Annotated in this window: 21 protein-coding genes; 15 read left to right on the top strand and 6 right to left on the bottom strand. The window is 45.1% G+C overall.

Annotated elements, in window-relative coordinates; translation table 11 throughout:
* The first annotated feature begins 275 nt into the window (after positions 1-275).
* From ACYVGR_RS02690 to ACYVGR_RS02710, 5 genes are all read left to right on the top strand, one after another.
* Positions 276-881, top strand: a complete 606-nt coding sequence (locus tag ACYVGR_RS02690; RefSeq protein WP_460953741.1) for an RNA polymerase sigma factor — start codon at positions 276-278, stop codon at positions 879-881.
* 166 nt (positions 882-1,047) lie between these two features.
* A complete protein-coding gene (locus ACYVGR_RS02695; protein WP_460953742.1) occupies positions 1,048-2,163 on the top strand; it encodes a FecR family protein in 1,116 nt (371 codons plus the stop codon).
* A gap of 226 nt (positions 2,164-2,389) precedes the next feature.
* Complete coding sequence (locus ACYVGR_RS02700) at positions 2,390-5,785, top strand: TonB-dependent receptor (RefSeq protein WP_460953743.1); 3,396 nt, start codon at positions 2,390-2,392, stop codon at positions 5,783-5,785.
* Between the two features lie 55 nt (positions 5,786-5,840).
* Positions 5,841-7,277: a RagB/SusD family nutrient uptake outer membrane protein gene (locus ACYVGR_RS02705; protein WP_460953744.1), complete on the top strand. Its 1,437-nt coding sequence runs from the start codon at positions 5,841-5,843 to the stop codon at positions 7,275-7,277.
* 84 nt (positions 7,278-7,361) lie between these two features.
* Positions 7,362-8,948, top strand: a complete 1,587-nt coding sequence (locus ACYVGR_RS02710) for an FAD-dependent oxidoreductase (RefSeq protein WP_460953745.1) — start codon at positions 7,362-7,364, stop codon at positions 8,946-8,948.
* A 96-nt stretch (positions 8,949-9,044) separates the two neighbouring features.
* Here ACYVGR_RS02710 and ACYVGR_RS02715 read toward each other — a convergent pair whose 3' ends face one another.
* Positions 9,045-10,394: an amidohydrolase gene (locus ACYVGR_RS02715; RefSeq protein ID WP_460953746.1), complete on the bottom strand. Its 1,350-nt coding sequence runs from the start codon at positions 10,392-10,394 to the stop codon at positions 9,045-9,047.
* A gap of 445 nt (positions 10,395-10,839) precedes the next feature.
* On the opposite strand from ACYVGR_RS02715, the gene abc-f reads away from it, so the two are divergent.
* Positions 10,840-12,429 carry a ribosomal protection-like ABC-F family protein gene (abc-f, locus tag ACYVGR_RS02720; RefSeq protein ID WP_460953747.1) on the top strand — a complete coding sequence of 530 codons (1,590 nt, stop codon included), beginning with the start codon at positions 10,840-10,842 and terminating at the stop codon, positions 12,427-12,429.
* 273 nt (positions 12,430-12,702) lie between these two features.
* Here the strand turns inward: abc-f and ACYVGR_RS02725 are convergent, their stop codons facing one another.
* From ACYVGR_RS02725 to ACYVGR_RS02740, 4 genes are all read right to left on the bottom strand, one after another.
* Entirely contained in the window at positions 12,703-14,835 is a 2,133-nt protein-coding gene (locus ACYVGR_RS02725) for a M3 family metallopeptidase (protein WP_460953748.1), read from the bottom strand.
* 165 nt (positions 14,836-15,000) lie between these two features.
* On the bottom strand, positions 15,001-15,495 hold the full coding sequence (locus ACYVGR_RS02730) for a hypothetical protein (protein ID WP_460953749.1): 495 nt from the start codon (positions 15,493-15,495) through the stop codon (positions 15,001-15,003).
* Between the two features lie 188 nt (positions 15,496-15,683).
* Positions 15,684-16,955 (bottom strand): dicarboxylate/amino acid:cation symporter, encoded by a 1,272-nt coding sequence (locus tag ACYVGR_RS02735; protein WP_460953750.1) that lies wholly within the window; start codon positions 16,953-16,955, stop codon positions 15,684-15,686.
* A gap of 133 nt (positions 16,956-17,088) precedes the next feature.
* Positions 17,089-17,616 carry an acyl-CoA thioesterase gene (locus ACYVGR_RS02740; RefSeq protein WP_460953751.1) on the bottom strand — a complete coding sequence of 176 codons (528 nt, stop codon included), beginning with the start codon at positions 17,614-17,616 and terminating at the stop codon, positions 17,089-17,091.
* A 208-nt stretch (positions 17,617-17,824) separates the two neighbouring features.
* Here ACYVGR_RS02740 and ACYVGR_RS02745 point away from each other — a divergent pair, with 208 nt between their 5' ends.
* The 6 genes from ACYVGR_RS02745 to ACYVGR_RS02770 all read left to right on the top strand — a co-directional run bounded on the left by ACYVGR_RS02745 (position 17,825) and on the right by ACYVGR_RS02770 (position 22,283).
* A complete protein-coding gene (locus tag ACYVGR_RS02745; RefSeq protein WP_460953752.1) occupies positions 17,825-18,274 on the top strand; it encodes a DUF2147 domain-containing protein in 450 nt (149 codons plus the stop codon).
* 87 nt (positions 18,275-18,361) lie between these two features.
* Positions 18,362-19,510, top strand: a complete 1,149-nt coding sequence (locus tag ACYVGR_RS02750; protein WP_460953753.1) for a flavin-containing monooxygenase — start codon at positions 18,362-18,364, stop codon at positions 19,508-19,510.
* Between the two features lie 57 nt (positions 19,511-19,567).
* A complete protein-coding gene (locus ACYVGR_RS02755) occupies positions 19,568-19,753 on the top strand; it encodes a CsbD family protein (protein ID WP_157589654.1) in 186 nt (61 codons plus the stop codon).
* Between the two features lie 269 nt (positions 19,754-20,022).
* Positions 20,023-20,931 (top strand): helix-turn-helix domain-containing protein, encoded by a 909-nt coding sequence (locus ACYVGR_RS02760; protein WP_460953754.1) that lies wholly within the window; start codon positions 20,023-20,025, stop codon positions 20,929-20,931.
* Between the two features lie 261 nt (positions 20,932-21,192).
* Complete coding sequence (locus tag ACYVGR_RS02765; protein ID WP_460953755.1) at positions 21,193-21,771, top strand: HdeD family acid-resistance protein; 579 nt, start codon at positions 21,193-21,195, stop codon at positions 21,769-21,771.
* Between the two features lie 44 nt (positions 21,772-21,815).
* Positions 21,816-22,283, top strand: a complete 468-nt coding sequence (locus ACYVGR_RS02770) for a hypothetical protein (RefSeq protein ID WP_460953756.1) — start codon at positions 21,816-21,818, stop codon at positions 22,281-22,283.
* Between the two features lie 299 nt (positions 22,284-22,582).
* Here ACYVGR_RS02770 and ACYVGR_RS02775 read toward each other — a convergent pair whose 3' ends face one another.
* The gene (locus ACYVGR_RS02775) at positions 22,583-22,936 is read right to left on the bottom strand and encodes a SnoaL-like domain-containing protein (RefSeq protein WP_460953757.1); all 354 of its coding nucleotides are present in this window, start codon (positions 22,934-22,936) and stop codon (positions 22,583-22,585) included.
* A 138-nt stretch (positions 22,937-23,074) separates the two neighbouring features.
* On the opposite strand from ACYVGR_RS02775, the gene ACYVGR_RS02780 reads away from it, so the two are divergent.
* The 3 genes from ACYVGR_RS02780 (at position 23,075) to ACYVGR_RS02790 (ending at position 26,424) form a co-directional block, all read left to right on the top strand.
* Positions 23,075-23,635 (top strand): sigma-70 family RNA polymerase sigma factor, encoded by a 561-nt coding sequence (locus ACYVGR_RS02780; protein ID WP_460953758.1) that lies wholly within the window; start codon positions 23,075-23,077, stop codon positions 23,633-23,635.
* Between the two features lie 293 nt (positions 23,636-23,928).
* Positions 23,929-24,615 carry a hypothetical protein gene (locus ACYVGR_RS02785; protein WP_460953759.1) on the top strand — a complete coding sequence of 229 codons (687 nt, stop codon included), beginning with the start codon at positions 23,929-23,931 and terminating at the stop codon, positions 24,613-24,615.
* Between the two features lie 1,092 nt (positions 24,616-25,707).
* Positions 25,708-26,424 (top strand): LytR/AlgR family response regulator transcription factor, encoded by a 717-nt coding sequence (locus ACYVGR_RS02790; RefSeq protein ID WP_460953760.1) that lies wholly within the window; start codon positions 25,708-25,710, stop codon positions 26,422-26,424.
* Positions 26,425-26,662 lie beyond the last annotated feature (238 nt).

Consider the following 26,662-nt stretch of genomic DNA (forward strand, 5'->3'; position numbering starts at 1 on the left):
GAAAAGTCAATCCCGTCAACAAGTCAGATTGCTGTAAGAATTAAATTGGAAGAGTACTAGTAATTTATAGGCCATATTTAAATTTTTCATAGACGAATAAGTCCAACAGACTATTTTGCAACTGAAATATAGTTGCATTAGTTTCATCATTTTCGAGTTATTACGAGTTATAAAAAAGATCAGTCGCTCATCAAGAATTTCTGCACGACACGCATAAATATCATTATAGATAGTAACTTTATAAAAATAATCATTCACCATTCTTTCAAGGGCAATTGGTTAGGCAGGTAAATGTCGATTCATCAACAGATGAACAGCTCTGGAGCGCCCTCAGACAGGACGATCAGGCTGCTTTTGCCGAATTATACCAACGTTTCCACGCTACTTTGTATAGCTATGGCTATAAAGTCGTTGCTAACGCTGCTTTAGTTGAAGATGCCATTCAGGATTTGTTCGTGGATATCTGGCGAATGCGCCATTCCATCGCTTCTGCCAATTCTGTCAAATTTTATCTCTTCCGGTCGCTTCGCCGTAAGATGCATTCTCTGGGTGAAAAAGATCACTCGACCGAGCTATCCGCAACTCAGGCAGATACGTTAAGTACGTATTACTCTGTTGAACAGGATTTTATTGGGCAGGAACAACAGGCTCAGCTTACCCAGCGTCTAACCCAAGCTTTGGCTCAGTTGCCTCAGCGTCAGCAGGAAGTTGTGACGTTGCGTTTTTACCAGAACTTTAAAACGGAGGAAATTGCCCAGATCATGGGCATTACCGAAAAATCCGTTCGGAATACACTCCATAAAGCCTTAACACAGCTCCGCGAGCAAGCCCCCTACTTTGCTCCTTTTTTGGGTCTACTCCTACTTTGGCTGCTCTCTTGAGCCGTGTCACGGTTAATTATTACGATCAATAGAACCGTGACACGGCTCCGAACGAAATTCTGACTTTGACAGAAAAATATTTTTCAAAAATCGAGGGGACATTTTACACCATTTACTCTCTTGTCTTCAGAAGTGCACTAGTCCATTATTTTCCCGATCGAGACCTATGCAAAACTACCGTGACTTTACGGTCGAGGAGTTGGCCCAGGATGATTTTTTTCAGCAATCAATTCAACACCCGACTGCTGAAACAGATACATTCTGGAAAGATTTCCTGGCACATCACCCCGAAAAGCAAGCGGTTGTGGTGGCAGCTAGTGCTTTGTTGAAAGCGGTCGAAAACAGTCAGGTGTTGCCAACTCAGGAGCAGAGAAACCGGATGTGGGCGGGTATTCAGCAACAGATTCTGGAAGAGCCTGTAACCCGTTTAGAAAGCGAGCCTCGCATTCATCGCATTGGACTTTGGCGGTCGTGGGCAACCGCTGCTGCGGTTCTGTTGCTGTTGGGTTTCGGGTGGTGGTTTAGTACAAAACCAAGTGCAACCGGCCCGTCAGCCCTTCCTATAGAATGGTCTATGGATAAGCCGCTGGTTGAACAGGTGAACACAACAACAAAGCCCTTAACGGTTTACTTAATGGATGGGAGTCAGGTTGTTTTACAGCCCCAAAGTCGGATGACCTACCCTAAAATCTTTGATCCAGCTAAGCGGGAAATTCATCTGGAGGGAGAAGGCTATTTTGAGGTTACTAAAAAGCCTAAACAACCCTTTATCGTCTACGCCGATAAGGTTGTAACCCAGGTTGTTGGTACTAGTTTCACGATCAAAGCAACTCCCCAAAGCGCGAAGATATCCATCGCCGTTCGAACGGGGAAAGTGGCCGTATTTACACTAAACGCCCTTCGTGAATCGCTTAAGAATGGGAGTACGATTGCGAACAGGTTGCTCCTGACGCCTAATCAACAGGCGATTTTCGATACCAGAAGTCAACAGTTGACCAAACGGCTAGTTGATGAGCCCGTCCTGATCAAACAGCCACAAACGAATCAGTACTTCGTGTTTGAAAACGATCCCGTCAGCGACGTATTTTCCAAGCTGGAACAGGCTTATGGGGTATCTATCCAATACGATACAACAGCATTTAAGCAGTGTAGATTGACAGCTCCATTGGGCAACGAGCCTCTTTTTCGCAAGTTAGACCTTGTCTGTCAGACGATTGGCGCTACGTACGAAGTCTGGGGAACCCAAATTATTATTTCTGGACAAGGCTGTCAGACTCCCTAAATCCTTTACTAAACCCTAAACCAATGCCTATGAAGATAGCCTACCCTTTCTAGAAAGAAGACCAGACCTCCGGCTAATCCTGTTGCAACCATGATTAACCCGATGTCCGGCCTTATGTAACGTCACTCCTCTCTTTTCTGGCCTTGCAACAACCCTGAAAAAGTGGGGACGGGGATGTTTTTGCCCTCTGCTTTCTAATTCAATCGAACAAAAACTGATTAAAAGTATGAAAAAATTCCGGGATTCCTTTACCCTTTTTACCCTCATGAAAATTACCTGTGTGCAGTTACTACTAGCTCTGATTTCGGTCGGATTAACGGTAGCCAGAGACGGTTTGGCACAGGATCTGCTGAACCGGCCGATTTCTATTCAATTCGATAACAGAGACTTAAAAACGATTCTTCGTCGCATTGAGAAAGCCGCCAATGTGAAGTTCACCTATGTTCCACAGGTGATTGACATGCAGCCTAAAGTATCGATTCAGGCCAGTAACGACCCACTCGAAACGGTACTTGATCGACTTCTGAAACCTCTGAATATTACCTATCAGGTTTCGGGTAACTACATCGTACTTCGTAAAGAATCGAGCAGCACTGTTTCACCTTTGGTTGTACCCATAACGCTCGACCAAACCATTAGTGGTACAGTTGTCGATGAAAAAGGCGAAGCCCTACCCGGTGTTAGCGTGTTATTAAAAGGAACGCAGCGTGGCACAACAACAAACAGCCAGGGCGCTTTTCAGCTGGCCGTCCCCGAAAAAAGCTCGGTGTTAGTGTTCAGCTTTGTTGGATATCAGACCCAGGAGGCTACCGTAGGCAACCAAACCTCGCTGACTATCCGTATGGCTGCGGACGATAAATCTCTCAATGAGGTCGTCGTGATTGGGTATGGCGCGGTCAAAAAACGCGATCTTACCGGCGCTGTCGGTTCGATTGGCGCAAACGAACTAAAGGCGCAACCCATCTCGTCGTTCAACCAGGCTTTACAAGGCCGGGTAGCGGGCGTACAGATCACGAACTCGTCTAACGCGCCGGGTGGCGGGGTAACCGTTCGGATACGGGGCGGCAATTCCATTTCGGCCAGTAATGATCCGTTATATGTCATTGACGGATTTCCTGTCACCAATCCTTCATCGGCACAGGGGGCCAATGGCTCGACAAACTTTCCCAACGTCCTGTCGACGATCAACCCGAACGATATTGAAAATATCGAAGTACTAAAAGATGCATCGGCCACCGCGATTTACGGCTCCAGAGGGGCGAATGGCGTAGTACTTGTAACAACTCGACGCGGGAAAGAAGGGCAATCGAACATCGATTTTGAGACTTATTATGGCGTATCGAACATTACCAAAATGCTCACGCTGGCTACTGCCGAAGAACAAACGGCCCTCAAAAATGAGCAATTGCGGAATCTTGGCTTTGCGGAGCGCTTTGGCTACACAACGGCTTACCCTAAAAAGCCGTCGGAATATGGGGTTGGTACCAACTGGCAGAAGGAGATTTACCGCGCGGCTCCGATGCAGAATTACCAGCTTTCGGCCTCGGGTGGAACGGATAAAATCCGGTATCTGGTGAGTGTCAACTATTTCAATCAGGACGGGATTGTGATTGCGAACAACTTTAAGCGGTATACTGGCCGCATAAATCTGGATGCCAAAATTAGCAATCGGCTGAAAATTGGGACCACTTTTATGGTTACCTATAGCATTAACAATGGTGTCAACGAAAGCGGTACTAATGGCCCCGTTGGGGCAGCCCGCACAATTTCGCCCGCCAGCCCCGTTTACGACGCCAGCGGCAACTGGCAATTGCTGAACGTTGGGCCCGGCTCGGGTATGGCCAGTATTCCTAACCCCGTTGCAGTTTTACGAACCTCCACCAATGCCTTGTATACCAATCGCACGTTGGGGAATATTTTTGGCGAATACCAAATTATGGATGGCCTAACTGCACGAGTTAGCGTTGGTGCCGATTTGCTGACAACCCGACGATATGTCTTTTATACACCCCAGACACTGGTTGCTAACTCACTCAATGGGTACGGTTCCAATGGTTCTTCGGCGAACGTTAACTTACTCAATGAAAACACGTTAACCTATTCTCGTACGCTAAGCGCTAATCATGCCTTCGACGTAGTGGCCGGTATTACGTTCCAGTCGAACCGGGAAGATCGTACGTATCAGGAAGCTCAGAATTTTGCCAATTATACACTCGGCGCCAATAATCTGGGGCAGGGTTCTGTCCTGATTGCCCCAACCACAACCGTTCAAAAATGGGGACTGAACTCGTATTTGGGTCGGGTTAATTACCGGTTCAAGGATCGATACCTGTTTACCCTGACCGGACGGATAGATGGTTCTTCCCGCTTTGGTATCAATAACAAATACGGTTTCTTTCCGTCTGGCGCGTTTGCCTGGCGGGTGTCGGATGAGCCATTCCTGAAATCGGTTCAATCCATCAGCGATTTGAAATTTCGGCTCAGCTACGGATTTACGGGTAACGATGGCATCGGGCTTTACAACTCCTTGTCTTCTTACGTAACATCACGCACCGTTTTTGGCGACACCGAAGTACTCACTACGCAGGCGAGTACGATTGGCAATCCAGATTTACGCTGGGAAAAAACGGGACAGTTTGATGCCGGTGTCGACCTGGGGTTGCTTAACAACCGCATCCAGCTAACAGCTGATTATTACATCAAAACCACAACAGACCTTCTCCTGAGTATTGATCTACCCGCCACAACGGGTTTTACGACGGTAACTCGTAACATCGGTAGTCTCAGAAATCAGGGGCTAGAGCTGGGTATTACCTCGGTTAACGTGGCCGGAAAAGTAAAGTGGACAACGTCGGGAAACATATCGTTTAATCGGAACAAAGTCTTGAAACTAGCTGATGCCGATCAGTATCTGGTAACCGATGGAGGGACCTCCATGCAAACAATTGTTAAAGTAGGTGAGCCAATTGGCTCGTTTTACGGGCGAGTGTTTGACGGTGTATGGCAGACGACCGACGCGGTTAAGGCGGCTGGCAGTCTGGCTCAGACAGGCGATATTGGTGGGGCACCTCGTTTTAAGGATGTTAACGGCGATGGTGTATTCAATAACGCGACCGACCGCACCATCATTGGCAATGGCTTGCCCAAATTTATTTATGGGCTGACCAACACCGTCTCTTTCAAAGGGTTAGACTTGTCTGTTTTCTTTCAGGGTGTACAGGGTAATCAAATTTTCAATTATACCCGAAGTGTCACGGAAATTGACCCAGGAGCAACGGCCCTTAAAAGCTTTATCGATGATCACTGGCAGACGGACAAACCGTCGAATAACCACCCATCTGCCCGGCAGTGGAATATGACCAATAGTTCGTATCTGATTGAGAGCGGCTCCTTTCTGCGCCTTAAAAACGTCTCGCTGAGTTACCGACTTCCTCTGAAAACCAAGGCCATCCGAGCGGCACGTGTGTACATAAGTGGCCAAAATCTGCTCACGTTCACTAACTATTCGGGCTATGATCCTGAGGTAAATTCGAGTTTTACCAGCAACACCACTTATGGGATCGACAACTTCGCGTACCCCGCATCCCGCACCTATACGCTTGGCGGCACCATCAGTTTCTAGAAGCTAACTAGTTGTCTGTCAAATCAGGCAGTCATACATAAACCCAACTAACACAATGAACCGATTTACCTATCTATTAACCTTACTGAGCTGCTTATTGGTTGCTGGAGGTTGTCAGAGTAATCTGGAAGAAGTCCCAATCAGTTTTTTGAGTGAATCCAATTCGTTCAATAATGCAGCTGATGCCACAACGGCCATCAACGCGGTGTATGACCGAAGTAAAATTATTTATCAGATGCCCATGATCGTTTTGGGGGATTTAAGCGGAGATGATATTCTGGTTCGACCCGACGGAGACCCAGCCGCCAACGAAGTCGATCAGTTTAAGTACACCGCTTCTACGAATTATTTTGATAGCTTTTATACGTATTCGTACATCACTATCGACCGGGCAAATCGGGTTATCGAAAATGTCCCCCGGATTATGATGGACACCAAACTTCGGGATCAGATTGTTGGCGAAGCGAAATTCCTACGGGCGTTGCATTACTTCAATCTGGTTCGGGCCTTTGGCGATGTGCCTTTAGTTGTAAAAACGACAACTGATGTCGTCAATGTCAAAATTCCCCGCGATCCAGCCGAAAAAGTTTACCAGCAGATTATTCTGGATTTGCAGGACGCAGAGAAGGTTCTTCCGACCAGTTATACAGCCGCGGGCGAAATTGGCCGAGCTACAGTTGGAGCCGCCAAGTCAATATTAGCTAAAGTCTATTTAACCCGAAAAGACTGGTCGAATGCAGCTACGAAAGCCAAAGAGGTAATCGACTCAAAAACCTACAGTTTGGTGGCTGATTATCGGGATATATTCACCCCAGAAAAAGAAAATGGACCCGAGCATATTTTCTCGATTCAATTCAGTTGCATTCAACCGAAGTATGGCAGTGCAATGGCGGAGAATTTTGCGATTTATTTTAGTTATCCTATCAACCTCACAGGCGGCTCTTTTCAGGTTACCGATTCCTATGCTAATTCGTTTGTAGCCGGTGATTACCGAAAGCAGGTTGCCGTTATTACCCAAAAGACCATTGCCAATGGCACTGTGGTTCTGTCTCGTACGGGTCCACATCTGGATAAATACTGGGACCCGAACGCGTGTGGTGCCGGGCAAGCCCGGAATAATTTCCTGGTCATTCGCTACGCCGATGTACTTCTGATGTACGCCGAAGCGCTAAACGAGTTGAGTGGGCCTGGTACTGATGCGTATAATGCCATCAATCAGGTGCGAGCGCGAGCCAGAAAAGGTGACAACACGACCGGTCCGCAGGATCTGACAGGACTTTCCCAGGCTCAGTTCCGGGACGCTGTTTTACAGGAACGAAGCTGGGAATTAGCGGGCGAAGGTCATCGTCGCTGGGATTTGCTTCGTACCGGAAAGTTGTTGGAAGCTGCTCAGAAACAAGGCTATACTGTTTCGGATAAATACTTGCTTTTCCCAATTCCCACGTTTGAACGGGATGCAAATCCGGCCTTAACGCAAAATCCTGGCTTTTAATTAGATAGGTTGGTTTTCAGCTAGCCATTCGTTGATGGCTAGCTGATTTGTTGATTCATCCATGTAGCTTTCAAAACTGTTATTATGAAACTCTTTATCTCATTTTTCCTGGCGCTAGTCACCTGCTTATTTACTTCGTTCAAGCCATCCCAAACAAGCGCTTATGATGTCGTCGTTTATGGCGGCACACCCGGTGGCATCATTGCCGCCGTTGCAGCCGCCCGCGAAGGGGCCAGCGTAGTGTTACTCGAACAAACTCGCCACGTTGGGGGCCTGAATACCAGCGGAATCGGCACAGCCGAGTCAGAACACATGATCGAGGAAACCATTTCGGGTCTACCGCTGGAATTTTACCAACGACTAGGCAAATTCTACGGATTGGCTGGGCCAACTTTCTACTTCGAGTCGCACGTAGCCGAAAAAACGTTTCTGGATTTACTGAAAGAAGCAAAGGTGACGGTCGTGTATGATGCCTTTGTGCAGTCGGTCGTGAAGCAAGGCACTGCAATTCAGTCAATTGCCTTAACAAACGGCACTCGTTTTTCAGGCAAAGCCTTCATTGATGCTACCTACGAAGGTGACCTAATGGCGCAGGCAGGTGTTTCGCATACCCACGGAAGAGAAAATAAGGAGCAATATGGTGAGTCGCTTGCAGGTGTGCGCTTCATTGATACCCCCATCGAAGCAGCCCCTTATGACGACAATGGCAAGTTGCTCCCAGGCTTCGTTGAACGGTCCACGTTAACCGAAGGTCAGGCCAGCGACCGGGTCATGAACTACAATTTTCGACTGATGATGTCGAGCAACGCTGATCGTCGTCCGTTTCCCAAACCGACTTCGTATAAGCCCGAGCGTTACCTGTTACTCACCCGATTGCTGAAAAACCATCCGGAAACGAAACTACGCGACATTATCGACATGTATTCCTGGACGTACCCAAAAGGCAAGTTTGAAACAAATAACAAGCAAAAAGCAGTGATTTCATTGGGTCACTTTGGCGGAAATGTCGATTATCCAGAAGCTAATTATACCCGCAGAAAAGCCATTTATGACGATCATAAAGCCTGGACACTCGGGTTGATGTATTATCTGGCCAATGATCCATCGATACCGGAAGCTTTACGAGCCGAAACGGCGTCGTACGGACTTAGCGCGGATGAGTTTAAAGACAACGAAAACTTCCCGTATTATCTCTACGTGCGCGAAGCCCGGCGTATGATCGGCGCTTACGTTCAGAAGCAGCAGGATATTTTAGAGGAACGAACCAAACCCGACGCCATCTGTCTGGGATCGCACTGGATTGACAGTCACCATGTACAGCGGGTAGCTGTTTCGAAAACGCAGTTTGTCAACGAAGGCCGAATCTGGGAGTCGATTACACAACCGTACGAAGTATCGTACCGGGCCATTACTCCGAAAGCCACCGAGTGCACGAACCTGCTGGTTCCAGTCTGTGTCTCAGCATCGCACGTGGGGTTTTGTTCGTTACGGGTCGAATCAACCTGGATGCAGCTTGGCAATAGTGCCGGTATTGCAGCGGCTATGGCGGTTAAGCAAAAGAAATCGGTTCAGACTCTAGCAACGCCAGATTTACAACGTGTACTAAAGCAGAAAGGCGTCATTATCAGCGTCAATCATCAGGTTTGGGACGGAACGAAAGATGTTCGATAAGCAGCCAACCGTTTTTGGGTATTGTCGTTTTAACCCCTCCCCTGGTTTTCAGGGGAGGGGTTGGGTAAAACAGAGAGTCTGACCCACACAAATCACTTACTTCCGATAATCTAAAGGTGGTTTACGATCTCCTGCTAATGATTTATAGGTAAATGCCTCTCCCCCACGCGCTTTATACAATTCCGCTTTGGCTTGTTGAATGGCTGCCGGTTGCTGAAACAGATCGATAGCCGTTAGCGAGATTGTTTTAGCTGCGACAATCATCCCTTTAAAACCAATCGACATACCATCGCAGGCAACCGCCTGCCAGCTATGCGCCGGAACGCCGGGAACCCAGGTTGCCGTCGATAAACCCGCCGTTGGGAGAACCCAGCTTACATCACCAACGTCGGTAGATGCCGACCCTACTCCGTTCAACGCATAGGGTTGAATTTCGGAAGCGCGACTTAAGGGTGGGAGACTTTCTGAATTGACCGTCTTGCGAATTTTATCGGCAAACTCTGTTTCGGTAGCTGTGTAGCGGATACCGCCCACTTGCTCCAGATTCTTTTGCATCAGTTTAGCCAGCGTTTCATTGGGGAGTAGGTTATACAAACCGGCCAGTACTTCATAGGTCATCGTCGTTTCTGTACCCAAGGCTGCGGCCTGAGCCGTTTTCATCAAACGCGCCCAAACTTCTTCCAAACCCTTAGCCGTCGGATGACGAATGGTGTATTCTACTTCTGCATAATCAGGAACAATGTTTGAGGTAAGCCCGCCCTTCTTGATAACGTAGTGAATACGAGTGGTTGAAGTCACGTGTTCACGCATCATATTGACCATGTAGTTCATCGCTTCTACAGCATCCAAGGCCGATCGACCTTTTTCTGGTGCGGCTGCCGCGTGAGCCGCCAGTCCGTGAAACTGAAAATTAGCAACGCGATACGCCAGTGATGAAGAAGGACTGGCGCTGTTGCCATCACCGGGGTGCCAATGCAACACGGCATCGACATTGTTGAACAGGCCCGCCTTAACCAGATACGTCTTTCCGCCACCCGCGCCTTCTTCGGCTGGGGTACCAATCAGTTGAATTGTGCCCGATTTACCCGACTGTTGCAGGTAGTTTTTTGCCGCAATAGCGGCAGCTACCGAACCCACACCAAATAAATTATGCCCACAGGCATGGCCATACGCGTTAGGAACCAGGGGTTTGCGCGTCGGAACAGAATCTTGCGACAACCCGGGCAGGGCATCCATTTCGGCCAGAATGCTTATTACAGGAGCACCTTTACCAAAAGTAGCTACAAACGCAGTAGGCATATCGGCGACGCCGGTCGTAATAGTGAATCCCTGGCTCTGGAGTTCTTTTTGTAAAAGACTACTGGTTTCATTCTCCAGATAACCTGGTTCTGCTAGTTTCCAGATTCGTTGAGCCAGGGCAGCATAATGAGGGTACTCTTTATCCAATTGGGCAACAACCTTTGTTTTTTCTGATTGAGAAAAAACCGGCCTCACCAAACAAAATACAATTAGTAGAGAAAATAAAGATTTAAAATAAAACATAAAGAGTAATTTTTGGTACAAAATTTCAAAAAGTAGGCAAAAATCAAAATAGATAAACCAGGAATTGAATATAAACAGTAAGGCGTAGATTACCTACTTTAACTAGCACTTCTAAAAACTGCCAATGGTAGTAAACGTGCGTGTCCGGGAAACCGTCGACTGGTACACCTCAACCCAGGTAGTAAATGCGGCTATGATAGCGCCATGAGGCATATTTTCTAATTAAATCGTAGATTTGCCGTTGTAAGCGTACCAACAGATCATGTAGGATTCAATTTCTTTCAGAGGAAAATAGTAGTGAAGCCGCCAAGTGGCTCGCTATATCTATTCACTTTTTAAGAAAGAAATTATGCTTACGCTACAAAATCTCTCCTATATACATCCTAACAAAGATTTACTGTTTGACAACATAAATCTTTCAATTAACAGGCACGACAAGGTCGCCCTGATTGGTAATAATGGCAGCGGGAAGTCAACTCTTTTAAAAATCATGGCCGGCGTTTTACAGCCGTCGACAGGCAGCGTAAAATTTGATTCTTTGCCTTACTATATACCCCAACATTTCGGTCAGTTTAATGACTTTACCATTGGCCAGGCGCTTCAGATCGAGGATAAATTAACCGCCCTTGCCGAAATTCTTGCTGGTCATGTTACGGAGGCAAACCTGGCTTTACTGAATGATGACTGGACGATAGAAGAACGTTGTCAGGAAGCTCTGACTTATTGGGGATTGGCCGATTTTGCGCTAACCCAAAAGATGGAAACCCTCAGTGGTGGCCAGAAGACCAAAGTTTTTCTGGCGGGAATCGCCATTCATCAACCCGAACTCGTACTGCTAGACGAGCCGAGCAACCACCTCGACACCTTAGGCAGGCAATTACTGTACAACTTTATCGAATCCAGTTCGATCACATTGATCGTCGTGAGTCACGATCGAGTACTGCTCAACCTGCTCGATTCGGTTTATGAATTAAGTAAACGGGGTATAACAGTATATGGTGGCAATTATGATTTCTATACCGCGCAGAAGCAGATTGAAAGCAACGCCTTGACGCAGGATGTCCGAAGTAAAGAAAAAGCCTTGCGGAAAGCCAGAGAGGTTGAGCGGGAATCAGTTGAAAGGCAACAAAAACTGGATGCTCGTGGGAAGAAAAAGCAGGAAAAGTCAGGGCTTCCGACCATCCTGATGAATACGTTTAAGAACAACGCAGAAAAGAGCACTTCTCGTTTGAAAGGTGTCCATACGGAAAAAGTCGGCGCCATTTCGCAGGAGTTAAGTGAGTTACGATCTGCGTTGCCCGAAACGGACAAAATGCGCTTTGGTTTCGATAATTCGACCCTGCATAAAGGCAAAATTCTAGTTACTGCCAAAGGCATTAACTACGGGTATAATCATCGGTTACTCTGGCAACAACCAGTAGATTTCCAGCTTATTAGTGGAGAGCGGGTCGCCTTAAAAGGCTTGAATGGTTCTGGCAAAACAACATTAATAAAACTGATTTTAGGCCAAATCTCACCGACCATTGGCACTATTTATCGGGCCGATAATCAGTCGGTGTATATCGATCAGGACTATTCCCTGATTACTAATCGACTCAGTGTTTATGAGCAGGCGCAGCAATTCAATACGACTGCCTTGCAGGAACATGAACTGAAAATCCGGTTGAACCGATTTCTCTTTACCAAAGACTATTGGGATAAACCTTGCAGCGTTCTTAGTGGTGGCGAAAAAATGAGGTTAATGCTATGCTGCCTCACAATCCGGAATCAGGCTCCCGATATTATTATTTTAGATGAGCCAACGAATAATCTGGATATTCAGAATATAGACATTTTAACGGCGGCCATTAATGAATACCAGGGTACGCTTATCGTAGTATCGCACGACCAGCATTTCCTGGAGCAGATTCATGTAGAAACGACTATTCGTTTAGAGTAATAGTAGGTCAATTATTTTTTTCAACTACAGATACACAGACATTTAACATATTCCCCGAGCTGTTTAAACTCTGCGTTCTATGTGTCTTTGTGATTAAGCATCTCTGGACTGTGTGACCCCGATGGGGTCAAATGTTTATAGTAACCAGGATCGTTCTATAGACATCTGACCCCATCGGGGTCACACAAAAAATAGCTCATTTAGAAAAAAAGAAAGACGACCACTTATTGGTCGTCTTTCTTTTTTTAGGACTTACATTTCGATATGATCTTTTTATAAAATCAATCCACTTCGTCGTAACATCGCTTTGGGCGATGGTTCGCGGCCCCGGAATTTCTTGTAGAGTTCCATTGGTTTTTCGCTTCCACCTTTTTCCAGGACGTTCTTACGGAAACTATCGGCAGCAGCTTTATTATCCAGCCCACCTTTTTCCTTGAAGAATTCAAAAGCATCGGCATCCAATACTTCGCTCCATTTGTAGCTGTAATAACCAGCCGAATAACCACCCGCGAAAATGTGCGAGAAGGCTGGGCTGATGGCTACCCCATCGACATGTGGGAACAAGTTCGCTACCGAATCCACCCGACCTTCAACTTGCGAAACCGTCTCACCGGTTGGTTTCTGGTTGTGATAATACATATCGATCAAGCCTAAACGCAATTGACGCAGATTAGCCATACCCGCCATGAAGTTCTGACTGGCGCGAATCTTCTCGATCAATTCATTCGGAATGACTTCACCCGTTTGGTAATGTTTGGCGAAGAGTTTGAGTGCTTCGGGATCGTAACACCAGTTTTCCATCACCTGCGATGGCAACTCTACAAAGTCGCGTGGCACACTCGTACCGCTCAGACTTTCGAATGTTCCATTAGCCAACATTCCGTGCAAACCATGTCCAAATTCATGAAACAGCGTTGTCACTTCATAGAAGGTTAATAACGAAGGTTTCGTGTCGGTTGGGCGGGTAAAGTTGCAGACGTTCATAATATGCGGACGGATATTTTCGCCGTTCTCAACCTTTTGTCCCTGCACGTCGTTCATCCAGGCACCACTACGTTTGCCAGGACGAGGGAAGTAATCGCCATAGAACACCGCCAGAAACTTTCCATCTTTATCGAAAACATCGAACGTTTTTACTTCAGGGTTATAAACCGGGATGTCTTTGCGCTCTTTGAACGTGATGCCATAGAGTTTGTTCGCCACCGTAAACGCCCCGTTTAGCACGTTTTCGAGCTTGAAATAGGGTTTCAGCGTCTCGTCATCGAGGTCGTATTTCTCTTTTTTCAGCTTTTCAGCATAGTAGTTGTTATCCCAGACTTGCAGTTTATCTTCCGTAAAACCGTGTCCTTTGGCATAGGTCGTCAATTCCAGTAATTGGCGTTCAGCAGCCGGACGAGCATAAGTTACCAGTTCATCCAGAAAGCTCTGTACTTTAGTACGCGAACCAGCCATGCTTTCTTCCAGTACAAAATCGGCGTGAGTTGGGTAGCCCAGCAAGTTTGCCCGCTCGTAGCGCAGGTTGATTATTTTCTGGATGATTGCCGAATTATCGTTCTTGTCGCCGTGGAAACTGCGGCCATTATAGGCCATGTATAGCTTTTTACGGAGTTCCCGGTTATCAGCATATTGCATAAACGGTCCGTAGCTGGGTGCCTGTAAGGTGAATACCCAACCCTCTTTCCCTTTTTGTTTAGCCGTAGCTTTGGCCGCTTCAATAACATAGTCAGGAAGGCCAGCCAGGTCTTTCTCCGACGTAACAGGCATCATGTACTCGTTCGTTTCGTTAAGTACATTCTCCCCAAACTGGAGCGATAATTGTGAAAGCTCTTTATCTATAGCACGCAGACGTTCTTTCCCTTTTTCGTCCAGATTAGCCCCATTACGAGCGAATCCTTTGTAGCTTTTTTCGAGCAGCATGGCGCTCTCGGGGTTCAGTTTCAGGCTGGCGCGCTGGTCATAAACGGCTTTAACGCGAGCAAACAGCTTCTCATTCAGGCCAATATCATTCCGATATTCACTTAACATCGGCGAAGCTTCTTTCACAATTTTCTGAAGCTCAGGCGAGGTTTCGGCGCTGTTCAGGTTAAATAATACCGACGTAACTTTTCCCAGCAAATCGCCCGATCGCTCAAGCGCAACGATGGTATTTTCGAACGTTGGTTTGGCCGGATTATTCACAATGGCAGCCACATCACTACGTCCCTGCGTCATACCTTCTTTCAATGCAGGTAGGTAATCGGCATTGGTAATCTTGTCAAATGGAGCCGTTTGGTGGGGTGTTGAATAAGGTACTAAAAATGGATTTTGCGACATCTTGGGTTGAGGGGGCGATGGCTGAGCGAACGTTGTCGACGCTACAAGGATCAGCAATACACCTGTTTGTTTGATTCGTTGATGACTTAACATACAGTTTTGCAAAATGAGTTTCCCGGAAAAATACGAAATAAAGACAAGTCGGCCAATGCAATGTTGCACAGGTGGTTGTCTAATTATATAAGTGGAAACGGCACAAAAAAAGTCGACCAAACTGGCCGACCTTTTCAACACTCCCTTCCTCTATTCTACTCAATATCAGTAGCGGCCATACCCAGGGCCGGGTCCATAGCCACGGCCTCGTTGTGCCGAACGCGATCCGGGGCCCATTTCATAAGGACGCATGTGAGCAATTACCTGATCGCGTTGTTGTGGCGCCAGTACCGCCATCATATCGAAAAATTGGCGTTGACGAGCCTGCCGGAAGAAATCGCGCTGCCGGGGATCACGGTAATCGATGTTCTGGGTTTGCTGATTGAAACGATCACGAATCCGACGGATTTCGCGCTCCTGCCGACGGGATAGATTCAATTCACGATCCCACCAGTCGAGGTGGCGGTCGAATTGATAATCGTCATAGTCGTAGTTATAATTGGGCTGACCGTACCCTGGTTGGTTATAGCCCGGCTGATTGTAGCCGGGTTGTTGGGGATAATTATTAGGCGATGATTGTGGGTAGTTGTAACGTTGAGCTAATACGCTGGTCGAGAGAAGGACGACCAGCGTAGCGCCAGTCAGCAGGGCTTTTTTCATGGTAGTGTATTGTTTTCAGGTTGTATTTGTCCCTTTGAACAATCACGCACGAAATGGTTTAATTAATTCTCCTAAAAAGTATAAAAAAGGTTTTTGGTTTACGGTTTTAGGGGGTTGGTTTATGGCAGCTGACACTTCAGCAACGTATGTTAGTGCGGTCAACTAACCGTAAACACAATACCGTAAACCTAATATTTGTAGTCTGTTAACTCATTCGCGTCTTCTTTTTTCAACACCAGTTCGTACTTCGCCCGATCGAATTCGCCTTCGTTATTGGCGATGAAAATAGTAGCCACCGTATTGCCAATAATGTTGGTGATCGATCGTGCTTCGGACATGAATCGGTCTACGCCAAGCAGCAATGCCAGCCCTTCTACAGGAATCACTTTAATGGCTGTCAGGGTACTAGCCAACACGATAAATCCGCTACCGGTCACTCCTGCTGCCCCTTTTGAGGTTACCATCAGAATCCCAATAATGGTGAGTTCCTGTCCCAGCGTAAGATCAACCCCAAATACCTGCGCCAGAAAAATGGTTGCCATAACCAGATAAATTGTTGTACCGTCGAGGTTAAACGAGTAGCCCGCCGGAACAACCAGTCCCACCACCGACCGCGAGCAACCCAGCGTTTCGAGCTTATCCATAATCTGGGGCAATGCCGACTCTGATGATGAAGTGCCTAGCACGATTAGCAACTCTTCTTTTATGAACTTAAGCACTGCCCACAAACTGATTTTGTAGTAGCGTAGAATCAGGTTCAGAATAACGAAAATGAACAGAATCATAGTCGCATAAACTGTGCCCATTAACTTCGCTAGAGGCAATAGCGTACTCAAACCGTATTTCCCTATCGTAAAGGCCATTCCCCCAAATGCGCCCAGTGGAGCCAATACCATTACCACACCAAGAATATTGAAAAACACTTTAGATAACCGTTCGAAGGTCTGAATCAGTGGTTTCCCTTTTTCGCCCATGCGGGTTAGCCCAACGCCAAACAGCATTGAAAAAACCAGCACCTGTAAGATATCGCCTTCGGCAAAGGCTTTAATGGCATTGTTTGGAACGATGTGCAGAAAGAACTCCGTCCAGTCCATGCCCGCCCCCTGTTCCGTGTATTTACTAATGTCCCCTCCTTTCACAGCAGCAGTCTGAACCCCATCGCCCGGCCGGATAATGTTGGCCAAAATCAGGCCAATTGCCAATGCGCCGGTTGTTACAATTTCGAAATAGAGCAGCGCTTTCCCTCCTACCCGGCCTACCTTTTTCAGATCACCCATATTACTGATACCCAGCACAATGGTCAGAAAAATAATGGGGGCAATCACCATCTTGATCAGGTTGATGAAGAGGTCACCCAATGGCTTGAGCTTAGCTGCTGTTTCCGGGAAAAGGTAACCCGTCAGAATACCCAATGTAATGGCAATCAGTACGCGAACGGTGAGGTTATTGAGGAGTTTCATCCGATAATGTATAATGAACAATGTGAAGTGATTAATGGAGACTTACTAAAATGAGTAATGGATAATGTACAATGAATAATGGGCGAGATCACTACCCATTGTACATTATCCATTACTCATTGTACATTATCTATTACAAGCTATGCAACTGCACAACCTGTTGCTTAATTTCGTGAATGCGTTCGTTAAAATTGAGGCTCAAAAAATCTACGTTCGGAACGATAATCGCATCGAGTAATTCTTTCACCCAATCGTGGTGCGGGATGCGCCTGCCGGTCTCCACACTCACGTATTTAGACGTTACCCACAGCACATTTTTGAGGTGGGTCTTGCCATCGTCAGTCATGATGTACTCCGTCACGGTGGTGTCTTCGTTCACATAAATCAGCCTCGACATGATGCGTACCCACTCACTGACCTGCGCGGGTCGTACATAGGCGATTTGATGCTGATAAACGACCCAGCTTGCTTTCAACTCCCGAAACAATTGCCCGGTACTAAAATCGTAGAGCTTAGCTACCTGATCTTCCCGGGCGTTGAAATAATAGTCGAAATATTTAGCGTTGTTAAGGTGCTGGAGCGGATCGCAGTCCTGAAAGCGGATAATCACCCGCGATTCGGTTTCGGTTGGGTAACTGCGGTTAGGGTCACGTTTAAACATAGGTCTGATTGAACCGCCGACGCGGCCAGAATTTTTATGATTATGCAGATTATTGTGATTTTAAATTCAATCAAGGCATTTTAAACAATCAATGTTAAACAAAATCAGGTAAATCATTTCAATCCGACAAATCATGGTTCAGACATTTTTGTGCAATATTTACGTTAGTACAGAAAATTTTCTGTTTTATTCCAATTCCTAAGCACGTATGAAAGGTCTTCGTTATGTATTGCCACTGGTGGCGCTATTTATTAGTCTAACATCGTTTGTTTCCATCGACGATTCTGACGCCGTTGTTGGCACCTGGTTAAACGGCACAAAAAAAGGGCACGTCCAGATTTATAAACAGGGAGGCACCTATTTCGGTAAGCTCGTCTGGCTAGGTCAGCCTACTGATCCGGCAACCGGCAAACCCCGTACCGATGAAAACAACACCGACCAATCGAAGCGGTCACGCCCATTGATGAACATGGTTCTGATGTATAATTTCAAGTTCGAAGGCGGAAACGTCTGGAGTGATGGCAAGATTTATAATCCTGAAGACGGGAAGGAGTACAATTGTAAAATGACACTGAAAGATCCCAATACACTCCTTGTTCGTGGGTATGTTGGCGTTTCACTTCTTGGCAAAACCCAGACCTGGACGAGGATAAAATAAGTTATAAAGTTGTAAGGTTAAAGAGTTATTTAGTGGTAAAGTCTAATCAATTATTCACCCATTATTACATTCATAGACTTTACAACTATGCAACTAAATAACTTTACAACTCTAATAATCGGCGCTGGACCAGCGGGATTGGCGATGGCTGGTCGACTTGCCCAGCTTGGTTTGCCATTTACCGTACTCGAAGCCAGTGATCATATTGGTTTCTCATGGCGGAATCATTATGACCGGCTCCACCTTCATACAGTTAAAGAGTACTCAGCGTTGCCCCATCTTCCTTTTCCGGCCAGCTACCCTACCTATGTTCCTCGCTTACAATTTGTTGAATATCTCGAACAGTATGCCGAGCATTTTAACATAAGGCCAAAATTCAACCAGAAGGTTAGTAGTATTCACCGTAATCAGGATGGCCAGTGGCAGGTTCAAACGGAAACCGACTTGTTTACGGCAGAGCGCGTTATTGTGGCGACAGGCTACAATCGTGTTCCGAATGCACCCGAATTGCCTGGTCAGCCTAATTTCCGTGGTATTATCTGGCATAGTTACGAATACCGAAATGGAGCACCCTTTCGAAATGAGAATGTACTGGTAGTAGGCATGGGTAATACAGGGGCTGAGCTGGCGCTAGATTTATTGGAAAACGGGGCTAAACCTTTTATTTCCGTGCGGAGTCCGATCAATATTATCCGGCGGGAAGTATTTGGACGACCGGCCCAACCCATTGCCATTCTGCTGAGTAAGCTTCCCAACTGGCTTTGCGATTACCTATCAAAATTAACGCAACGAGCAAGTGTGGGCGATGTATCTGTCTACGGCCTTGGCAAGCCTAAACACTCCCCTACTTACGACAACCGGCGTGGCAAAACGCCGGTTATTGATGTTGGTACTATTGATCAGATTAAGGCTGGTGCCATAACGGTCGTGCCCGCCATTGAACGCATTAATGCCAAAACGATAACCTTCTCCGACGGACGTGAACTGCCGTTTGATGCCATTATTCTGGCAACGGGCTATCGAACAGGGTTGTCCACTTTTTTAGGAGATACCTTATCGGCCCAACTATTAAATGATCGGGGTTATCCGAAAAAACTTTGGTTCGACGAGGCTCCTTTTCAGGGTCTTTATTTCCTGGGCTTTTCAGTGCCTGTAACTGGCGTGCTCAATCTCCTTACTAGAGACTCGGAGCGTATTGTTGACCATATTGTCGAAAACAATTTGATCCCGGTATAGTTCTAAATATGTAATCAAGGTGATTACATATTTAATCAACGTTATAACTATACGATCATGAACGAGACAACCATAAAAGGTGGCTGGAACGAATTAAAAGGTAAAATCAAACAAGCCTACGGAGATCTAACCGACGATGATTTAACCTATCAGGAAGGCCAGGAAGATGAAATGTGGGGTAAAATCCAACAAAAAACAGGCAAAACCAAAGACGAAATCAATAAAGCCATTGCCGATTTATAGTTCAGATTGGTAATTTATAGAAAAAGCCGGGGCTCCCAAGCTTCGGCTTTTTTGTGTCTTATTTGGCAACACTTTAGCTGGTAAAGCACGAATACTGGCATAAATTGAATCTGTTTAAGACCTTACTAAACTGCTATTTTTGCCATAATTGGGTAGTTCTGTGGAAAGGGGAATAATTCGTCATTTGAAAGAAAAATGAGACAGGTGATATGGTCCTATAAATCCGGACACGAAACTTATTTTAACTTCGTGTCAAAGCTTTTCGCCGAATGCAAACGTCCTTCTCAATGCCCCACCGTAAACTCACTACATTTAGCCGACTGGATGAAATGTTCACCAATTTTGGCTACAACTGGCATACGCCCGACTATTTTATTTCGCCCGATGAACCCCTTCATACCCATGTGCTGGGAACGCCCTATCGTGCCGACTTTTATGGATTGGCACTGTGTGTAGAAGGCTGGCTTGACCTGACAATCAATTACAAGCCTGTCCGTATTGAACCGTTGTCCTTTTTTGCCATCAGTCCCTTCAGCATTCTCGAACGAGGGGAGCAAAGCCCGGATTGTAAAGGTCGACTGTTGTTTTTCTCCAAGGATTTTCTGTTGACAAACTTAATTAACGAGCGTCAACTCGAAGCGTTCCGGTTTTTTGCGGGTAGCCCCTCTACACTGATCCATCTGACACGCGATGAGGCAGACCCGTTGCTGTCATTGTACGACGTTCTGAAAAAAAAACGGGATAATCATAACACACCCTACCATATTGACATTGTACGAAGCCTGTTTTTTGCCTATCTCTACGAATCGGCAGCGATTTATAAAAATAACAATCTGCCGATTGATGCCCGATTTACCCGAGAACTGGATCTGAACTTTAAATTCCAGCAATTGGTCAGCCAGCACGCCCGACAGGAGCACCATCTGCAATTTTATGCCGATGCGCTTTTTATTACGCCAAAATACTTGATTCAGGCCGTCAAAAAATCGTCGGGCCAAACACCCGGTCAATGGATCGACGCGGCAATCATCGAAATGGCCAAATCCTACTTGAAAAGTGCCCATTCGAGTATAGCCTCTATCGCCGAATCACTGCATTTCAGCGATCAGGCTTCGTTCAGTAAGTTTTTCAAAAAACATACGGGGGCGTCACCCACTTTTTTCAGAAATAGCCAATAAAGCTGGCCTATCTTCCGAATTAAGAATTTTAGACAAATTTTGGCGAGTTTCGGACAAACGCCACCATCAGCGTTTACGACATATTTGTGCCATAACTAGAACACAGCCTCAGTAGTCCGGTACAAGCTACATGTAGCTCATTAACGATAGCTGCTTCTTGTAAATTACTAATTGTTAATGTATTAACTCTAAGAAAAATTGCGCCAGCACATCTATAGTGCTGGTGGCAGGATCTGTATTGTTCACTAAAAAACCAAAAGTATGGAAGGCTCAATCCTCGAAAGCGTAAAAAACTCAGTTAAACATTGGTATTTACTTTTGCTCGTAGGGCTTATTTTTCTGGCAGTGGGCATCTGGACGGCGATGACCCCATTAAGCACCTATCTGACCCTCGCGGTTATTTTCAGCATCTCGTTTCTGGCTACCGGTATTGCCGAAGTCATGTTTGCCATCTCGAACCGTAAAGAACTGCACAGTTGGGGCTGGACACTGGTTTTGGGTATCGCCAATATACTGGTTGGGTTACTGCTCATTAACAATCCGGCGGTTTCGATCCTGACCCTGCCATTCTATGTAGGCTTCAACGTTTTATTTCGCTCATTTACGGCCATCGGTACCTCCATCGACATGGCCAACCGAGGCATTCCGGGCACGGGTAGCCTGCTGGGATTGGGAATACTCGGCCTTTTTTTCGCCTATATTCTTCTCTGGAACCCTGGCTTCGCAGGTCTTTCCCTGGTGATCTGGACGGCTCTCGCTTTTCTAACGGCGGGGGTGTATAGCATCTATTTTTCGTTTAAGCTCAAAAATCTCCATTCGCTGGCGAAGAAGTTTTCTTGACCTAACCATTCAATTGATCAATCAACAATAATCTACCTAACAAAATGGCAGAAAGACTATCCGATGCGCTGATGGAACTAGCGGCAAAAACCAGAAGCCTAGAAGATAAAGTGGCAGCCGCGCGCCAGGAATCGAAAGAAAAACTCGATCAACGAATCGACGAAACGAAGTCAGAGCTTGACGCTAAAAAGGCGTCGTTTGTCAATAAAACCGAAGCCATCGAAGCTGATCTCCATGGTGGTATTGACACATTTAAATCGTCGATAAAACAGCGCATTGAGTATATCAAAAGCGATGTGGCAAAGGCTCGACACCATCTTCAGGAAAAGATGGGCGAAACAAAGCATAAGTGGGATGTGGCATCGGCTGAGCGCCATTACGAAAATGCAACCGATTATGCAGTATCCTGCGTTGAGTGGGCGTATATAGCCCTCTCTGAAGTGGAATCAGCAGCCCTGGAAGCACTGGCTGCCAAGTGTAAACTGGAAGAAGTAAAGGCAAGCACTATATAATTTGGAAATCAAGCGTTGGGCTGACAAGGAAAAAATCGATTTTTTCCTTGTCAGCCCAACGCTTGATTTCCAGACCTTAAAAACTATGAGTGGAACCTTTTATAGGCCTCAATATTTTTCTAGATCGCTCCTGGCAGACGTATTATAAAACGAATTTGAAATTAACTCAAATACCTTCGTTATAGTAACCGTCCTCCAATGCTTCATTAATGGTTTATAAACTAACTTTCTATCGATAGATCTTATATGATTTTAAAATCTATCGATAGAAATGGATGCCACTTTACAAAATCAGTTTCTTAATACGTGTAATTGCAGCTGACAATTTTACCATCCTGGACTTTAAATGCACAGATTTCTTCAAAAAGGACTCTGCCATTTTCTTTAAAGTCTGCATCTAAAGCAAACGTGATAGCAAAAGCTGGGCCGCTTACAATAGGATCAGAGATGGTAAGACTATGGATGCTTGCAATAGTATTTCTAAATGCTCGCCCGCCTTCTATAACTTCCTGTTTGCTGGTTACGCTCTTGAAAAACTGTCCCTCAGGCTCGTTGCTTACTATTTTATCTGCATAAAAAGTAACCTGGGCTTCTTCAAACTTGCCTTCTCTTAAAAGACTTACTACTTTGTTGGCGACTTCTGTTGTTGTCATGGTTGTTGACTTTAAAGATGAGTTTCAACATTTAGTATCGTCAGATGCCCTATCCTTACAATTTCTTTCAACTTTTTTTGATTTTTCTTTTTGCAGAGCTTTTCTGGAGTTGATTACTAAATAAATGGCTTCGACAGTATGGTGGAAAATGGATCAATCAACCCAAAGGATTGGGTAAAAGACTATGCAGATTACCTATATGGGTATGCCATGACAAGGATAAACGATAAGGAAATTGCGGCTGAACTGGTACAGGAAACCTTTCTGGCAGCTCTAGAAGCACTATCAACCTTTAATCGAAAAAGTTCTATAAAAACATGGCTTACTGCTATCTTAAAAAACAAAGTTTCTGATGAATACAAGCGGATATCAAGAGAAAAACCTATCTTGGAAGAAAATAACAAAGATGATTTTTTCGAAGAAAACGGATTTTGGAAAGAAGCATATCAACCGAGGGAATTTGGATTGGAGACCGATTCTGCACTTCTAAACAAAGAGTTGGAAGTTATATTAACAAAGTGCATGAAAAAACTGCCGGGGCTTTGGAGATCCGTTGCATCTTTAAAATTTATTGAGGAAGAAAAGAGTACTATAATTTGCCAAAAACTTCAAATTACTAATTCTAACTTTTGGGTAATTATCCATCGGGCAAAATTGAACCTGCGTAATTGTTTACAAAAAAACTGGATAGGCTCATGAACTGGTACCAAAAGGTGAAATATGACTGCAGACGCACTACTTATCGTATAGAAAAACAACAAAATGGCAGTCTGGATATCTATAATACAATCGCCTTGTATACCCATCTGATAACCTGTCCTTTTTGTAAATTGTACAAAAAGCAAACAAAAATTATTAGGCAGTTACTACATAGCACTTTTACTGTAAGTAAAGAAGTTAAGTTGGATGATGCATTTAAACGTAGGTTAGAGCAACTGATTGAGAGCAGGTTAAAATAGTCAGCAAAAAATGATGGCTACCACCTTACTAACATGAATAGTGACCGAGACAAACTAATCATTTGGTCCCAAATCGGCGTTTTAGCCTACCTCATTTCAGACTTTATCCATGAGGTCATCGGCCACGGCGGAACTTGTTGGTTACTAGGGAACAAAATCACCTTGTTGACCTCCGTTTATTTTAAGAGTCAACCTGGAAATTTTCTGGTTGATCTTGGAGGGCCAATGGCTAATCTACTTTGCTGCCTGGCCATACTAGCGGCTTTACGAGTGGCCAAAGGAAAGGTTTTAATTTTATTGTTAATTCATCTTTTACTGTATAATAGCTTTTGGTTTATAGGGACTATTTTACAGTCCGCTATCAGTAAAACCGGCGACTGGACGTTTGCTATTCGAAAACTCAATCTAGGACAAATCGAAAAATACGTTCTATTAGTAGCGGGGATTCTTCTCTATGTATTGGTAAGCCGCCTTTTAAGAACGTATTTAAATCCATTAATCCGCATTACTGCCTTAACAAGACAAGATTTTCTATTTCCATTTTTGTTTGCTTTTCTATCAGCTTTTCTGGCTGGGCTTTTTTCTCATCGGGTAGGCTACAGGCAGCTACAGAAGGTATGCTTGAAATGGCTGCATCCTTTCCCATACTCTTCTTACCACTCAATTATACACGTACGAATACCTATTATACGCTCAATTACAAGTATGGCTTTGTCGTAACAATTTTATATATTGGCTTTTGTTTAACTCTTGGACGAGGAATAGCTTTTTGAGTTGATGAAAGCTATTAACAACAAGGGTATATCGTAACTAGGAGGACAAAATTCTCTTCTTATATCTTTGGGCTGGAGGGGCTATTTCTTAGTAAATTCCCTTACATAAACATCCGTCTCTTTAAATGCTCCCAACTGAGACGAGGGTTTATCAATAATCCGGGCGTTTCACGAAACGCTTCGATCAATTACTTCCTCTTACGAATGGACAAAATGTTGATTCGGTTTGTCAATTGAGCGCAAGAATCTGTACTTAGTTGCTCATAGCGTATCCAGACGGAAACAGGTTGGCTGGAAGTACCTTCATAAGCCACGGCCACCGAATTAGTATCCCAATAAGTAGCTTTGTAGATAACCGTTACCAGCCCTCCACCTCCACAAGACTTTCCCCAATTATCAATATAAAGATATCCTTTAGTGGTGGCGGCTACCTCCCCGGCTCAAGCCCTGCTCCTTCACATCCTATCAGCAAACAAAACAATAATAGCGTAGCAGGTTTGATCTCCATAATTGAAAGTATTTTTCGATAAGACCTTTAACTCTATCGGTTGGCAGGAATGACTGAACTCCATAGCTGTTGATAAGTACCCCAAAATTTTCCGTTGCCTAACTCTTAAAATGAGCATTCCCGAAAGCACTCCTGTTTGAGACGAAGGGGGCTTTATGTATCTGCTTCACTAATTGGGCGTTTCGTGAGCCTGACAGCTAAATAAACAGATAACTAAGGGAATTTTTAAGGGAAGTCGCATTGGCTGATACGATGGGGTGGGTTCATCATCCGAATGCTACCGGCCCATCATTTTCACCTGATCAGGGTTGTAGGGAATTCCATTGAGTATGGACAGACGAAGTCAGCACCCGATATTCGGCATGAAGAAGTTAATCCTACCTAGTAAACAGTAAAATGGAACCTTTATGTCGATTAAATGGTCGGCTCTAGGGACCGACCTCATGCTGAGTACAGGCACAACCTATGTTGTTCCTGAATTAAGCTCACACTCTTTTGGTAACAGGTATTCGATTTCAATTGATTTCGCATATGGAGATAAAACAATATTTGATTATTGACGATACCGAATCAGATGCGCTTTATTTAAAAGGTTTACTGAGCAAGTTTCCTTTTTTTAACCTGGTGGGCATAACACCGACGATTGAATCGGCTGTCCAGGTTATAACTTCTCAGGAGATTGATCTGATTTTTCTAGATATTAACCTGAATGGGCAACTAGGTTTAACGCTTCTTAAAGAGGTCATTGACTTACCGCCTGTTATTATTACCAGCGCTTATCCAGATTATGCTTTGGAAAGCTATGAGATTGGTAAAGCAGCTGATTATTTATTAAAACCATTTCCACTAGACCGTTTACACCTGGCATTGACGAGGGCATTTCAATCGCAGAGCCAAGTTAATATAGATGAGATTGACGCGATTTTCCTGAAAATGGGACGAAGAGCTCAACGATTTGCTTTTCAGGCGATTGATTACGTAGAAGCCTCAGGTATTTATACTAAAGTGTATGCGGACAACCAAGTGTATTTAATCAATGAACGGCTTGCTGCTCTGAGTGACCAACTTCCTTCCCGCATGTTTATTCGGGTGCACAAATCTTACCTTATCAATGTCAATAAAATCACCAGCTACGACCGACACACGATTTGGCTTGGCCACACAAAAATCCCGATTGGCAGATCATTTCGGCCTCGCTTGGAGAGCTTATTATCCTTGTTTGACGCAGGTGAAGAAAAGTCGGCATAAATTCATCCTTAATACGCTTATCATTCGCTTACAGGCCTGTTACTTTTTGTAACAGATCAATCAACTACCGTATACTTTACATCTTTTTCGTTTATCGCTTTGTTGTGCTTAGATCTATACGCTTTCTACTTACCATAGGCTTTTCAATTGGGCTCTCGGTTACGAGTTGGGAAACGGCTTACGCGCAATCTTTAGCCATTAGTCAGCTAAAAAATAGCTTGCAAAAGCCCCAATCTGA

The organism is Spirosoma litoris (assembly GCF_054776755.1).